13 protein-coding genes and 1 pseudogene are annotated in these 13,450 nt (G+C 65.9%); 7 read left to right on the forward strand and 7 right to left on the reverse strand.

The window, feature by feature from the left end:
- Window positions 1–25: 25 nt before the first annotated feature.
- Window positions 26–523: a DUF892 family protein gene (locus DBR20_RS20090; RefSeq protein ID WP_108267968.1), complete on the reverse strand. Its 498-nt coding sequence runs from the start codon at window positions 521–523 to the stop codon at window positions 26–28.
- A 210-nt stretch (window positions 524–733) separates the two neighbouring features.
- Between DBR20_RS20090 and DBR20_RS20095 the strand changes: the two genes are divergently transcribed.
- Window positions 734–1,330, forward strand: a complete 597-nt coding sequence (locus DBR20_RS20095) for an NAD(P)H-dependent oxidoreductase (protein ID WP_108267970.1) — start codon at window positions 734–736, stop codon at window positions 1,328–1,330.
- Window positions 1,331–1,378: 48 nt separating this feature from the next.
- Window positions 1,379–1,942, forward strand: a complete 564-nt coding sequence (locus tag DBR20_RS20100; RefSeq protein WP_108267972.1) for a TetR/AcrR family transcriptional regulator — start codon at window positions 1,379–1,381, stop codon at window positions 1,940–1,942.
- 1 nt (window position 1,943) lies between these two features.
- On the opposite strand, the gene DBR20_RS20105 is transcribed toward DBR20_RS20100, so the two are convergent.
- Together DBR20_RS20105 and DBR20_RS20110 are read right to left on the reverse strand one after the other, a co-directional pair.
- Complete coding sequence (locus DBR20_RS20105; RefSeq protein WP_108267974.1) at window positions 1,944–2,495, reverse strand: hypothetical protein; 552 nt, start codon at window positions 2,493–2,495, stop codon at window positions 1,944–1,946.
- Between the two features lie 68 nt (window positions 2,496–2,563).
- Window positions 2,564–3,352, reverse strand: coding sequence for a serine hydrolase (locus DBR20_RS20110; protein WP_258223443.1), 789 nt, complete (start codon window positions 3,350–3,352; stop codon window positions 2,564–2,566).
- A gap of 121 nt (window positions 3,353–3,473) precedes the next feature.
- On the opposite strand from DBR20_RS20110, the gene DBR20_RS20115 reads away from it, so the two are divergent.
- The 3 genes from DBR20_RS20115 (at window position 3,474) to DBR20_RS20130 (ending at window position 6,781) form a co-directional block, all read left to right on the forward strand.
- A complete protein-coding gene (locus tag DBR20_RS20115; protein WP_108267978.1) occupies window positions 3,474–5,024 on the forward strand; it encodes an alkaline phosphatase in 1,551 nt (516 codons plus the stop codon).
- A 56-nt stretch (window positions 5,025–5,080) separates the two neighbouring features.
- Window positions 5,081–5,635, forward strand: a complete 555-nt coding sequence (locus DBR20_RS20120) for a GIY-YIG nuclease family protein (RefSeq protein WP_108267980.1) — start codon at window positions 5,081–5,083, stop codon at window positions 5,633–5,635.
- Window positions 5,636–5,878: 243 nt separating this feature from the next.
- The gene (locus tag DBR20_RS20130) at window positions 5,879–6,781 is read left to right on the forward strand and encodes a LysR substrate-binding domain-containing protein (protein WP_108267984.1); all 903 of its coding nucleotides are present in this window, start codon (window positions 5,879–5,881) and stop codon (window positions 6,779–6,781) included.
- 36 nt (window positions 6,782–6,817) lie between these two features.
- On the opposite strand, the gene DBR20_RS20135 is transcribed toward DBR20_RS20130, so the two are convergent.
- Window positions 6,818–7,534 carry a transporter substrate-binding domain-containing protein gene (locus DBR20_RS20135; RefSeq protein ID WP_108267986.1) on the reverse strand — a complete coding sequence of 239 codons (717 nt, stop codon included), beginning with the start codon at window positions 7,532–7,534 and terminating at the stop codon, window positions 6,818–6,820.
- Window positions 7,535–7,647: 113 nt separating this feature from the next.
- Between DBR20_RS20135 and DBR20_RS20140 the strand changes: the two genes are divergently transcribed.
- Window positions 7,648–8,019, forward strand: coding sequence for a VOC family protein (locus DBR20_RS20140; protein ID WP_108267988.1), 372 nt, complete (start codon window positions 7,648–7,650; stop codon window positions 8,017–8,019).
- 32 nt (window positions 8,020–8,051) lie between these two features.
- Here DBR20_RS20140 and DBR20_RS20145 read toward each other — a convergent pair whose 3' ends face one another.
- Entirely contained in the window at window positions 8,052–8,885 is an 834-nt protein-coding gene (locus DBR20_RS20145; RefSeq protein ID WP_108267990.1) for an arylamine N-acetyltransferase, read from the reverse strand.
- A gap of 53 nt (window positions 8,886–8,938) precedes the next feature.
- Window positions 8,939–9,553 (reverse strand): hypothetical protein, encoded by a 615-nt coding sequence (locus DBR20_RS20150; protein WP_146187065.1) that lies wholly within the window; start codon window positions 9,551–9,553, stop codon window positions 8,939–8,941.
- 317 nt (window positions 9,554–9,870) lie between these two features.
- Here DBR20_RS20150 and DBR20_RS20155 point away from each other — a divergent pair, with 317 nt between their 5' ends.
- On the forward strand, window positions 9,871–12,408 hold the full coding sequence (locus tag DBR20_RS20155) for a methyl-accepting chemotaxis protein (RefSeq protein ID WP_108267994.1): 2,538 nt from the start codon (window positions 9,871–9,873) through the stop codon (window positions 12,406–12,408).
- Window positions 12,409–12,494: 86 nt separating this feature from the next.
- Here the strand turns inward: DBR20_RS20155 and DBR20_RS23550 are convergent.
- Window positions 12,495–13,450: pseudogene (locus DBR20_RS23550) on the reverse strand (iron-uptake factor); the annotation flags it as partial.

A 13,450-nucleotide genomic window follows, 5' to 3' on the forward strand; every position in this document is an offset into this window, starting at 1 on the left:
CATCGGCCATGCGTCTGCCAGGGAATCAGGCGGCCTGAGCAGCCCGTGCGTTACCGCCGCTCTTGGCCAGCAACGTCAGTTTCTCGTCAGTGGCCTTTTCTTCTTCCAGCGTTTCCAGCAGCAGCGGCAGCGCTTCTTTGTAGCCCAGCTGCTTGGCCAGGGCGGCGATGGTGCCGTAGGAAGCGATCTCGTAGTGCTCGACCTTCTGTGCACCACCGATCAAGGCGGCATCGCGCACCGGCCCTTCGTCGATGGTATCGATCACTTCCTTTCCTTCCTCTACCAGGCCTTCCATTGCCGCGCACTTGATGCGCTTGAGGCGGATGCCCAGCAGCTCGACAACCCGGTCGATGCGTTCGATCTGGCCCTGGGTTTCTTCCAGGTGGGTCTCGAAGGCGGCGGCGAGTTCAGGGTTTTCGGCAGCGCGTGCCAGGCGTGGCAGCGCCTTGGTGAGCTGCTTCTCGGCGCTGTAGATATCGGACAGTTCGTGGATGAACAGGTCTTCTGCGGTCTTGATGGCCATGCGTCGACACCTTTGTTGGAGGAGAGCGGTGACCTTACGTGGGCGCCCGTTGGAGTCCGGCGCAGGTACGGTGAACGCTGCATGGAGGGCATGGGTTCCCATGCATGCAGGGTTCTCACATGAGCCGCGCGACAGCGTCCTATCGGTGATGCTGTTGCTCGCCCGCCCGATAGTTACTATTGGTAACTAATGAATCCGAGAGCTGTTGTCATGCATACCCAGATCGTTGTGGCCCACCCCGAACCGGGCTCGCTTACCCACGCCGTTGCGGCGCGTATCGGCGAGGCCATCGTCAACGCCAATGCCGGCAACACGGTCACCACCGTGGATCTGATGGCGGAAGGTTTCGATCCACGCTTCAACGCGCAGGACCACGCCTTCTTCCGCAGGACCACGACGCTGCCGGCCGATGTGGCCGCCGAGCACGCACGGCTGGATGCCGCCGACACGCTCGTGCTGGTCTACCCGCTCTACTGGTGGTCGTTCCCGGCGCTGCTGAAGGGCTGGATCGATCGCGTGTTCACCCAGGGCTGGGCCTATGACGAAGGTGCCGATGGCAAGGTGGAAAAGAAGCTGCAGCGGCTGCAGGTGCATCTGGTGGGCCTGGGCGGCGCCGGCCAGCAGATGATCGACCGGCGCGGCTATGGCGAGGCGATGAAGACCCAGATCGACCAGGGCATCTTCGATTACTGCGGAGCGCCGGTGCTGTCATCCACGCTGCTGCTGGATGCCGACAGCGGCATGGCCGAAACGCATCTGCAGACGGCGGTGGACATCGGACGTAAGATCGGAACCCCCGCGACCTGATCATTTCCCTTGCCTTCCAGCCCTGCCGTGCCCGAGCCCCGCCGCCGCTTGACCCGCGAACAGCGTTCTCGCCAGCTGCTGGACGTGGCGTGGGCGCTGGTCGGTGAAGAGGGCACCGATGCGCTGACGTTGGGTCGTCTGGCGGAGGCGGCGGGTGTCGCCAAGCCGCTGGCCTACGACCACTTCGAAACCCGCAACGGTTTGCTGGCCGCGCTGTATGCCGACTACGACCAGAGGCAGACCGTGGTCTTCGATGAGCGAATCGGCAGCGCGAAAGCACGCCTGAAGGATCGCGCGCATGCCATCGCCTCCGGCTACATAGATTGCGTGCTGTCGCAGGGCAGCGAGATCCAGGACATCCTTGCTGCGCTGTCGGGATCACCGGAACTGCGGGCGGTGCGCCGTTGCTATCAGCAGGATTTCATCGACAAGTGCGCGCAGTGGCTGGGCCCGTTCGCAGCGGGAGAGGTCGTGCCGGTCACCGGCCTCTGGGCCATCCTCGGTGCCGCCGAAACCCTGTCTGAAGCAGTTGCGGCCGGTGCGGTGGAACATGCGGCAGCCGAGGCCGAGCTGGAGCGCGTGATCGTCGCCATCGTCAAGCGCAGCACCTGAATCATGTGCGCGGAGCGACCTGGAGTTGCTCGACGCTGACCGGGGGCAGTTGCACGTCAGGCTGCAGATCCGGCAACAGCTGTCGCAGCAGCTCCGGCATCGCCTGCATAGCGGCACCATCGATGTAGCGCCACTGCGTACCGCCTACCGGCCGGATGGCGACCATGAAGGCGAGGCTTTTCACCGTCTGCGCGTCGACGGTGAACACCGTGGTCCGTGGCACGAAGCAGACTTCCTCATCGCCGGCAGCATAGGTGCGGGTCGGTTCACCGACATCATCGCTGATGACCTTCACGCCCATGTCGTCGAGTGTCTTCATCGCATCGCGCGCGGCCTTCGCATAGGCCGCATCGCCGCCGGCAAACCGCTTCACGCTGGGATGCGTGCGCGCGATCATGGCATCGGTATCGCCGCGGACGAACGTGGACAGCAGCGACCGCACATCCTGCTGGAGCGCGTCGCTCTCGGCAGGAGTAAGTTCACCGGCATGGGTGAGTGCCGCGGAGAACGTGCAGAACAGCGCAAGCATCCAGCACAAGATGCGTCGATCCATCGATGGGGTACTCCTTCGGGCGCTGGACTATAGAGCGCATTGCACCTGGTGTCTGCCCGGTCTGCCCGTCACACACGCTGGGCCTCGGCCGCCGCGGCAATGGCAAAGCCCGCATCAAGCTGCGCTCGCACCTGCTCATCGCGCGACGCACGGGAATCAGCGCCCAGCACCACGTTGATCAGGCGCAGTGGCAGGGCGTGCCCAGCGCACCTGCGACGGGCGGTGGCCGCCAGGCAGAAACCTGCAGCCTGGGTGTAACCGGTCTTCAAGCCATCCACACCGTTTTCGCCGAGTAGGGCGTTCTGGTTCGCCTTCTGCAGCGTGCGGTGCACGAAGCTGCGCTGTGCGGTGATTGCGAGAAGGTCGGGGTAGCGCGCAAGCAGGTGGGCGGCCAGCATCGCCATGTCGCGTGCAGTCGACAGATGGCCCGGGGTAGTGATGCCGGACGCGGAGATGAAGTGCGTATCGTGCAGGCCCAGCACCCGCGCGTGGCCGTTCATGTGCTGCGCGAACGCCGCCTGCGATCCGGCCAGGTGACGGGCCAGGGCGAGCGCGGCATCGTTGCCGGAAACCACCATCAGGCCCTCCAGCAGTCTGCCGAGGGCGATGCTTTCGCCGGGCACCAGGCCCATCCGCGTTTCATCGTCGGCCACCTCGTGTACGTCGCGCGGATCGATGGCGATCATGTCCGACCACGAACCGCCCGACTGCGCGAGCAGGTCGTACGCGGTGTAGGCCGTCATCAGCTTGGTAAGCGAGGCCGGCGGTCGTCGCAGCTCCGCGTGCTGCTGCTGGAGGATCTCGAGGGAGAGGGCATCGATCGTGATCGATGAAACAGGGGAACGGGAAGAAGTCATGGACTGCATACGGCGACAGCGTAACGGCGCGCGCCCTCGCTGGATGACTGTTTCTGAAATATTGAAATGATATAACGTCGCAAATTAGGTTGGATCACTTCGCTTTCTGCTGGGACTGCTGATGAAAAAAACGAACCTCGAGGGCTGGTTGCGGCCGGTCATCCTGACAGCGCTGGTTGCCATCACCGGTTGCCACCACGATGTGCGCATCGAAAAGCCGGAACCGGCGCAGGGACGGCCGCACAACGTCATCGTGATGATCAACGATGGCGCCGGCTGGGGCACCTGGGATGCCGCCGCCTACTGGCAATACGGCAGCCGCGAAGGCGCCCCCTATGCCGACTTCCCGCATCGGCTGGCGGTGACAACGTTCCCGCTCAACGCCAGCAGCCAGCCTACGCACGATGCGGCGCAGACGCTCGGCTACGACGCGCAGAAGGCATGGGACGCCACGCCCGTGCCCGCGGCGGATCTGCCCTTCGCTGGGTATCAGTATCTGGCTGCGGTAGCCACCGACAGCGCGGCGGCCGGCACGGCGCTGTCCTCGGGAGTGAAGACCTACAACAACGCCATCAACGTCGACAACGACGGTGTACCGGTGGAGTTCAACACCCTGCGTGCCAAACGCCTGGGCATGGCTACCGGCGTGGTGACCTCGGTGCCGTTCGCGCATGCCACGCCGGCTGCCTTCGCCGCGCAGGCCGAATCACGCAACAGCTATCACCAGATCGCCCACCAGATGCTGGCCCAGGGCCACATGGACCTGGTGATGGGTACCGGCGGCCCCGGCTACAGCGTCAATGGACAAGCCTGCGTCGACGGGCCGCAGAGCCCGGTGGCCGAGGGCTGCGGGAACCCTTGGGAGTGGGTGTCGCAGCAGGATTGGCAGCAGCTTGAGGCGGGCACGGCCATTGCCGGAAATCCATCGGGCCCGTGGCGGTTGATCCGCAGCAAGGCAGAGTTCGTTGCGCTGGCGCAGGGCCTGGTGCCCTCCGACCGGCCGCTGATCGGTGTACCGCGCGTGGCCAACACCCTGCAGCAGGCACGCCAGCTGCAGGTACTGGGCGAAGACGCGAGAGCACCGTCGGGAGTGAAGAAGATCGACAGCGTGCCGGACCTGGCGACGATGACCCGTGGCGCGCTGCAGTTCCTGCAGCAGCGCTCAACCAAGGGCCTGTTCCTGATGGTCGAAGGCGGTGCCACCGACTGGGCAGCGCACACCAGCGCCTGCGGCACTGAATGGCACTACGGCGCCTGCACCGGGCAGCCGCAGTTTGGCCGTCTGATCGAAGAGACCGTCGAGTTCAACGATGCCGTGTCGGCGGTCATGGCGTGGATCGAGGATAACGGTGGCTGGGAGCGCAACCTGCTGATTGTCACCACCGACCACGACAACAGCATGCCGATGGGCCCGGATGCACAGCAGGTGGCCTTCGAACCGGTGCGCAACCACGGCCGGGGGCGCATGCCGGGCATGAGCTTCCGCCCCACCGGCAACCATTCAAACGGCCTGGTGCCACTGTGGGCCAAGGGCAACGGCGCCGAGCTGCTGGGCAAACGCGTGCGCGGCGTCGACCAAGGTTATCGCCAGCATGTGCGCTTGAACGATGGCAGCTACATCGACAACACCGATGTGGCCGCTGCGATACAGGAAGCGCTGCAGCGACGTTGACCGGCCGGGCACCCGCCTGCACGTTCCGCACATGCGGGCATCGTCATCGTGCGCCGATGGACTCCGATATCCGCATCGATGGCCGCGTGTTCGCCTATGTCTTTCCCTGTGCCTGGGAGGACTACGCGAAGATTGGTTTCTCGCGCGATCCGCTGGGCCGGATCAGTGCGCTGCATCGACGCTGGTTCGAATTCTTCGATCTGGAAGCGGGTGCGCTGGTCGAGGCCGAATCCGAGCGGGATGCGCGTGACCTGGAACTGCAGTTGCGCCGGCCCTTCAAGCTGCATCGTGCGCCGGCACCGATGACGGTGCAGGATAAGGCCGGTGGGCGCACCGAATGGGTGCGCGGGGCCAACGCAGGATTGGCCGAGGCGGTACGTGCGCTGGCACAGCAGGGCTATCACACGTATCCGCTGCGGCCGTGGCTGCGGGCGGCGATGGTCCAGCGTCTGGACCGGCTGCATGACTGGTCCGCAGCGCAGGTGCCGGAAGAGGAAAGCCTGCGCTCGCCGGTCGGTGTGGCCGCACTGCGCGAAGCCATCGATGCGTATCGCGCGCTCGCTATCGATCCCGAGCCGTGGTTGCCGGAACACCTGCAGCGCGGGTGGTGACACCTCCCGAGGTGGCCGGGACGTTGGCCGGCCGCGGTGCCCGGCGCGCATCGGGCGCTGCGGGAACGGGTTCGGCCAGGCGCTGGGCCAGGGCAACGTTGGTCACGTGACCCTGCAGGAACAACAGACCGCTGAAGATGTTCATGATCGTGCCTCCACTTGAGTGGAATGCACGATACGGGCAGCATGGGGGCGCAAAAAGCGACATTTCCGCAAGGTCGACTTGAGAGGAATTCAAGGCTTATGTCCCGCCCACCGCTGCATGCCCTGCAGGGCTTCGTCGCTGCCGCACGCCTGGGCAACCTGTCCCGCGCCGCCGCATCGATGAACCTGACGGTCAGTGCGCTCAGCCATCAGATGCGCCAGCTCGAAGAACGCCTGGGCCAGCCGCTGCTGATCCGGCAGGCACGCGGTGTGGCCTTGACCCTGGAAGGACAGCGCCTGCTGGATCAGGTCGGCCCCCATCTGGATGCGATCAACGAAGCTTTCCAGCCGTACGCCGCGCGGCCGGAGCATGTGCTCACCCTCAGCGCCGTGCCGTCGATGGCCAGCGCATGGCTGGTGCCACGGCTGGGCAATTTCGTGGCGGCGCATCCACAGATCGAAATCAATCTGCAATCGAGCGAACGACTGATCGACTTCGACAGGCAACTGCAGTTCGATGCTGCGCTGCGGCTGGGCAGCGGACAATGGCCGGGGCTGGTGGTCGAACCGTTGTTCGACGAATGGCTGCTGCCGATGGCCAGCCCGGCACTGATCGAGCGCATGGGCGGCATCGGCCACGTACCGTTGGCGCAGTGGCCGCTGCTGGGAGATCCTGATGGCGCGTGGGGCGCATGGTTCGCGCTGACCGGGCAGCGCCCACCCGCGCGGTACGTGGCGGTGCTGGATGATTCCGAAGCCCACCATCGCGCTGCACTGGACGGCGTCGGTGTTGCGCTGGGGCGGGTCACGCGGGCGCGCCTGCTGCTGGATTCCGGCCAGTTGGTTGCGTTGTCGGACCTGCGCCTGAAAACCGCATGGCCGCATTGGCTGGTGTACCCGCAGCGCTCGGTACGCCACCGTGGTTTCCTGGCCTTCCGCGAGTGGTTGCACGCGCAGGCAGCCGAGCATGTGCGGCACATGCAGGCCGCCGACGCGGGATAGCGCCCGTCGCGCAGGCGCGATGCTGTCGCGTGTGCGTCAGCGCACCAGCGTGACTGCCTGCCCGGCACGTGCGAAGGCCTCGCCCAGCAGCGGCCCGGCCTTGATCGCTTCCACTTCCGCGAACAGTGCCTGCAACGCCGCCGCGGATCGAGCAACGGGCGCTGCGACCGCCTGCTGGATCACGGTGAAGCGATCTGCCAGCACGCGATGGCCGACGTGTGCCTGTGCCCAGGCCTGCAGGGGTTGGCGTACGCCGGCCGCTGCATCCAGCCGCTGCTGGTCGAACAGGGTGATGGCGGCGGCCGAGGTGTCGGCACGTTCAATCGTTGCCTGACGCAGCTGGCGGCTGAGGAACAGATCGTAGGCGGCACCGCGGCCCACCGCGATGCGTAGCCCGGCGCGATCGAGATCTGCCACCTGCTGTGCTGGACTGTCATCGCGCACCAGGTAGGTTCCTTCGATCTCCACATACGGTGCACTGAAGGCAATGCGGTCGGCGCGTGCCGGGTCCACCGCCAGGAAGGCCAGGTCCCACGCATCGTCGCTCGCCGCTGCCACCACCGATGCGGCCGCGTCGTGGCAACTGAAGCGGGCCTGCACACCCAGCCGCTGTGCCAGCGCGGTGGCCAGTTCCACCGATGGCCCGCGTGGTACATCGGCGTCGCCCTGGGCCAGCACCGGGTTGCCGAGGTTGATGGCAACGCGCAGGAAGCCCAGTGGTGCCAACGCATGACGGTGATCGGCCAAGGACATGGGCGGTTCCAGCTCGGTGTCGGGCTGCCCAGCATGCCACCTGTGGCCGTATCGTGTGCTGTGCAGAGCTGCGATCCTGTGTTTCATCCGCCTGCACGCCCAGCCTGATCACCATGAATCCCATCCTGCACGTTGAAGTTCCCGTTGCCGACCTGGACCGTGCCATGGCGTTCTACCGGCAATGGCTGCAGGTGGACATCGATACGCCGATCACCGTGCACGACTGCCGGATGGCGTACCTGCCATTCAACGATAGGGACGCTGGTGCCAGCATGGCGCTGGTGCACGGTGCTGACTACCTGCCCTCGGAGCAGGGGCCGCGCATCTATCTGAGCGTGGACGATCTGGATGACAGCCTGCAGCGTGTCCTTCAGGCTGGCGCGGTGCTGTGCTTTGGCCCGGACGTGGCCGGTGACTGGCGGGTGGCCGAGATCCGCGACAGCGAAGGCAACCGGATCGCCCTGCAGGCGCCCGTCACCCCATAGCCCTGAGGTCAGCAGCCGAACATCGCGTGGCTCTACACGGACGCGGCGCGCGATCGCTGCAGCCAGTCGGCAATGGCCGGATCCAATCGCGGATCATCCGGAAGGCGCATGCCGAAACCCTGCTGCAGCACCTCGCGCACGTCCTGTACATCACGCAGCGGGCGCTTGGCCGGCACCTGGCCCGGGCGATATTCGGTGTAGTTGCCGCTGCCGATGGTGCGTCGCCAATCCGGCCCGGTCAGTGATGCACGCAGTTGGCCGGGGAAGCTCGACTGCGGGTGCGTACACACGTACCAGTTGCCCACTTCGTTATCGATCGGCGCCGGTGGCTGCAGGTCGAAGCGGTACAGCGCCCGCCAGTCATCCCCCGCCTCGGCGGCGAGCATGAAGTCGCCATCCTCCAGCCGCCGCACGCGGTAGCGCTCGTGCGGTGTGTCCTGCACTGCGGTCTCATGCAGGCGCAATGGCACGGTCGGGGTCAGGCTGCCGAAGCCGGTATCGACCAACCAGTCCGCTTCCTGCAGACGCACCCGCAGCAGCAGGTGCGTACGCGCGGTCAGCTCGCCATCGACAGCCGACAGCAGTACCCGTGCGCTCAGTGGCTGCGCATCGAAGCCCAAGGCCTGCAGCAGGGCCAGGAACGCGCCATTGAGTTCGAAGCAGTAGCCGCCGCGCTGCGCGTGCAGCAGCTTGTGCTGGACGCTGTCCAGGTCGATGTCGACCGCGTCGCGCAGCAGGCTGGTCAGGGTCTCGAACGGCAGCAGGGCGTTGTGGCGCTGCTGCAGCAGGGTCAGCCCGGCCAGGGTGAGCGGTGGCGGGGCATCCAGCTGCAGGCGCTGCAGGTAACGGGGGACGTCGATGGACATGGCAGGCACCACGGGCGGGGGGCTCCACTGTGCTACCGCAACCGGGGTAAAGGTCAAGCGCGGCGGCGCGGTGTTGCCTCTAATGGGACTTTCTGGGTGAGGCGATCTCTTTGACTGCCCGGTTCAGGGATTGGAATCAGCATGAACTCCTCGCGCTCCTTGCCGCGGATGGTCCTTCCAATAGCATCGTAGCTCTGCATCGCAAAGAGGGATACGCGAGTTGTAACGGCGCCCATTACTGCTATCGGCAAGCCCACAACGATTCCCGCCCAAGAGCCGTGCATGGCGGAAAGAAGGCCTTCCAACAGGAGGAAACTTCCGAATAGATAGAAGACGGTACCGGCCGTGGCAGCGATGTATCGCCAGCGGCGTTCATGTGAAGGCATATGAAACTCGATGCCAGTGCCGTCCTCGCTGCGCCGCGCCAGCGTGCTGATGCCTCTGATATGGCGCCATTTGATGCTTGGTGAGTAGCGGCGCATGAGACTGGAGTAAACCAGTCGCTCCTCGCGTTCGACGAGCAAGCCATGGCGCTGTCGAAAGGCCTCTTGCAGCAAAGACTCCCTTACCCAACTTGCTTCCAGATCATTCTCCGACTGATCGGCAATCTTCAGGAAGTACTCGCGATCCCGGTGCTTTGATTCCCTCCATCGGTGGAAGCTATCCATTGGGGGACCTAGAAACCAGCGCAAGACAGGCGCAAGGACAACTACGAGAGCGCCGATCCCGACGGGGATGCCAAGGGTTTGGATCTGGGCGAGCACTGGGCTGCTGAGCATGTTTGCGATTGCTCCGGGCTAGGGCTGTATGAAATGCCTTTCTATCAGCTGTGATTCTCAGCAGTTGAGAAATGAACATCTGCTTTGTCATCCCCTCGTCGCTTGCCCACCGTACAAATCGCAGGGCTGGCCCGGTGTTGAAAAACGGCTCTAAAGTTGCCTTGAATCCAGCCGATACAGGTGCGTCCTTCCGCCTGGAGTCTGTCATGTCGGCCGTCGTTCCCCACCTTCGGTCCCTGCGTAGCCGCGTTGTCGGGTTGCGTTCCCGTTTCCCAGGCCTGCTGCGCTGGCTGCAGCCACATCGGCTCAGCGTCGCCGACAAGCTCAAGGCGACCCTGCTGGTCTGCAGCCTGGGCCTGGTGGCCATCGCCGCCGTCCACGCCTGGACCAGCCATGCGAGTACGCAGTCGGCCCGCGACCAGGCCAGCTACCAGCACGGCAGTGACCGCGTCGCTTCGCTGGCAGCCCGGGTGGCCGAGGCCCGGCGCCTGCAGACCCAGTATGCGCGCAGCTTCGATGATGCGGACCGCAGCCAGTTGCTGGCCACGCAACAGATGTTGAAGCAGGACCTGCAGGCGTTGCGGGGAATGCCGATGGACGCGGGCCGGCGCAAGGTGCTGCAGGCGATGACCGAGGCTGTCGACGCATTCTCACAGGGCATCGCCGCGTTGTTCGAGCGCGTGGATGAGATGGGACGCGGCGACGCTGGTCTGGCCGCACAGCTGCAGCAGGCTGCCGACGCACTGCAGACGCAGGTGGATGCGCTGGAGCGCCCAGCGCTGTCCCTGCATGTGCAGCGGATGCGACGTCAGGAAGCGTTGCTGCTGCTCGATGGTGATTCCACCCACGCCGATCGCGCCAGCGAAGAAAAGCTGCCCTTCGACCTGGCATTGGCCGGCCTGCCAGCCGACGTGCAGGAGCGCGTGCGCAACGGCATGGAAGCCTACCAGGCCGCGTTGCTGGGCTATACCGCCGCGCGTGTCGGCCTGGATGTGGAGGCGCAGTCGCTGCTGGAGACCGCGGCAGCCGTCGGCCCGGCATTGGCCGCCTTCCAGCAGGCCCAGGTTGCAGCACTGGAACAGGCACAACTGCGCCAGCGATCGGGTGCAAGGATGGCCAGCGTGCTGTTCGTGGCTACCCTGCTGCTGGTGGCCGGCGTGCTGATCACCAGCCTGGTACTGGTGGTGCGCGCGGTGCGTCGACCGATCCAGGACACCCTGCGCTTTGCAGGCGATATCGCGGATGATCGGCTCGACACCACGCTGCGCGTGCACAACGCCAACGATGAGATCGGCCAGCTCGCGCAGCGCCTGGTCGACATGCAGCAACGCCTGCGTGCGCGTACCGAGACCGAACGCGCGATGGCACGCGGCAACACGCGCGTCCGGCAGGCGCTGGACAGCGCCCAGACCGGCCTGATGGTGGTTGATGCGGAAGGGCAGGTGGCCTACGCCAACCCGGCGCTGCTGCAGCTGCTGGCGCTTCCCGCAGAGACATTGCTCGGCAGCGACGCGGTCCGCCTGCATCCGGCGCTGGCGGGCCTGATCGGTGTCCGTCAGCGCGAAGAGCGTGAGATCGGCCACGCCGGTACCCGCTACCAGTTGATCGCCAATGCCATCGTCGAGGACGACCACTTCCTTGGCGTTGCGGTGGAATGGCGCAGCCGCGCGCTGGAAACGCTGCTGGAAACCGAAATGGCGGCGCTGGTCGATGCAGCGGCGCATGGCGAGCTGCAAGGGCGCATCGCGCTGGACGGCAAGCACGGGTTCGTACGCACGCTGTCGACCAGCATCAATCGCCTGCTGTCCACTTTCGAGACCAACCTGGGCGACCTGCAGGCGCTGCTGGCCGCACTGGCACGCGGCGACCTGAGCGTGCGCATGGAGGGCGAGCTGCAGGGCGTGTTCGCGCGCATGCGTGACGATGCCAACGCCACTGTCGCGCAGCTGGGCCACATCGTCACCCGTATCCAGCAGGCCACGGTGCGCCTGGATGTGGGTGTCAGCGAGATCGTCGCCGGTCATCAGGATCTGTCCCAGCGCACCGAGCAGCAGGCGGCCAACCTGGAGGAAACCGCGGCATCGATGCATGAGCTGACTGACACCGTCGGCCGCAATGCCGACGCCGCGGGGCGTGCTGACGGACTGGTGCGCGACGCCGCCAAGATTGCCGAGCGCGGCGGCGCTGCGGTCGGCCAGGTGGTGGCGACCATGCACGGCATCAGCGCGTCGTCGCGGCGCATCGGCGACATCATCCAGCTGATCGATGGCATCGCGTTCCAGACCAATATCCTGGCCCTCAACGCGGCAGTGGAGGCCGCGCGTGCAGGCGAGCAGGGCCGCAGCTTCGCGGTGGTGGCGGCCGAAGTGCGCTTGCTGGCCCAGCGCAGCGCGGATGCGGCCAAGCAGATCAAGGTACTGATCGAGGATTCGATGGCGCGGGTAGGCCAGGGCAGTACGCAGGCCGAGCAGGCGGGCACCACGATGGACGAAATCGTCAGCAGCGTGCAGCAGTTGGCCGGGCTGCTGGCCGGTATCCGTAGTGCTTCGCACGAACAGCATGCGGGCATCGCCCAAGTGAACCAGACCGTCGTGCAGATGGAGGCCAGCACGCAGCGCAATGCGAGCCTGGTGGAAGAGGCCGGCGCATCGACCGCGCAGATGCAGGCCCAGGTGCAGGCGCTGGCCGAAGCGGTGGCGGCGTTCCGACTACAGCCCGAGCGACGGGCGCGGGCGGCGGCGTGATGGCCTGATCGCCTTCGCCGGGCATGGCCCGGCGCTACCGTTGAAACCCATGACGGGTAGCGCCGGGCCATGCCCGGCGAACGGACTCAATACACGTCACGCCGGTAACGTCCGTTCTCCAGCAGCAGTTCCACCGCTTCATCGCCCAGTGCCTCGCGCAGCACCTGGTCCACGCCTTCGGCCATGCCATGCAGCGATCCACATACATGGATCACTGCACCGCGTGCCAGCCACGCGTGCAGTTCATCCACCGCAGCGTGCAGGCGATGCTGCACGTAGCTGCCATCGTCCACATCACGCGAGTACGACTGATCAAACCGCAGCAGATGCGCGTCAGCCTGCCATCGGATGATCTCGTCGGCAAACAGGAAGTCGTGCGCACGCTGACGCTCGCCGAACAGCAGCCAATGACCGTGCTCGCCGTGATGCGCGGCTTCGCGCAGCAGGCTGCGCAGGCCGGCAATGCCGGTTCCGTTGCCGATCAGCACCATCGGCGTGCCCGGCTGCCGATGGAAGCCCGGGTTGCGATGCACGCGGGCCGCAACCGCACCCTCCAACGGCGCATGCAGCGCCAGCCAGCCCGAGCCCAGGCCCGCGCGGCCGGCTGCGTCGCGAACCAGCCGGACCACCAGTTCCACCTCGCCATCGGCGGCGCATGAGGCGATGGAGTATTCACGCCCGGGCAGCGACGGCAGGCCTGACAGCCACAGGCCTGCATCCTGTACTCGCAATGCACTGCCAGCTTCGGGTAGCACGCGTTCACTGGCCAGTTCCAACAGCGTTTTCGCAGCACCGTCGATCAGCACCGGTTGCAGGGGATCGAGGCCATGCGCCCGAAGCACCGCGTGCACATGCATCGCGTCGTGGCGTGGTGCGATATGCAGGATGTCGCCGGCCTGCCAATCGACATCAGCCGGCGGTGCCAGGCGGATCTTCCAGATCTGGCCACCGACGCTGCCGGCGTTGAGCAGGGTGCGGCCGAGCAGACGCCAGTCATGTATCACCGTGGCGGCTGGCAGCACGCTGTCATCGGTGTCGATGC

Source organism: Stenotrophomonas sp. HMWF023, assembly GCF_003060985.1.
Classification (GTDB): domain Bacteria; phylum Pseudomonadota; class Gammaproteobacteria; order Xanthomonadales; family Xanthomonadaceae; genus Stenotrophomonas; species Stenotrophomonas lactitubi.

Excerpts from the sequence above, each read along its gene's own strand:
- DBR20_RS20090 (WP_108267968.1), bottom strand. The coding sequence starts at position 523 with ATGGCCATCAAGACCGCAGAAGACCTGTTCATCCACGAACTGTCCGAT.
- DBR20_RS20095 (WP_108267970.1), top strand. The coding sequence starts at position 734 with ATGCATACCCAGATCGTTGTGGCCCACCCCGAACCGGGCTCGCTTACC.
- DBR20_RS20105 (WP_108267974.1), bottom strand. The coding sequence starts at position 2,495 with ATGGATCGACGCATCTTGTGCTGGATGCTTGCGCTGTTCTGCACGTTC.
- DBR20_RS20110 (WP_258223443.1), bottom strand. The coding sequence starts at position 3,352 with ATGACTTCTTCCCGTTCCCCTGTTTCATCGATCACGATCGATGCCCTC.
- DBR20_RS20115 (WP_108267978.1), top strand. The coding sequence starts at position 3,474 with ATGAAAAAAACGAACCTCGAGGGCTGGTTGCGGCCGGTCATCCTGACA.
- DBR20_RS20120 (WP_108267980.1), top strand. The coding sequence starts at position 5,081 with ATGGACTCCGATATCCGCATCGATGGCCGCGTGTTCGCCTATGTCTTT.
- DBR20_RS20130 (WP_108267984.1), top strand. The coding sequence starts at position 5,879 with ATGTCCCGCCCACCGCTGCATGCCCTGCAGGGCTTCGTCGCTGCCGCA.
- DBR20_RS20135 (WP_108267986.1), bottom strand. The coding sequence starts at position 7,534 with ATGTCCTTGGCCGATCACCGTCATGCGTTGGCACCACTGGGCTTCCTG.
- DBR20_RS20140 (WP_108267988.1), top strand. The coding sequence starts at position 7,648 with ATGAATCCCATCCTGCACGTTGAAGTTCCCGTTGCCGACCTGGACCGT.
- DBR20_RS20145 (WP_108267990.1), bottom strand. The coding sequence starts at position 8,885 with ATGTCCATCGACGTCCCCCGTTACCTGCAGCGCCTGCAGCTGGATGCC.
- DBR20_RS20150 (WP_146187065.1), bottom strand. The coding sequence starts at position 9,553 with ATGGATAGCTTCCACCGATGGAGGGAATCAAAGCACCGGGATCGCGAG.
- DBR20_RS20155 (WP_108267994.1), top strand. The coding sequence starts at position 9,871 with ATGTCGGCCGTCGTTCCCCACCTTCGGTCCCTGCGTAGCCGCGTTGTC.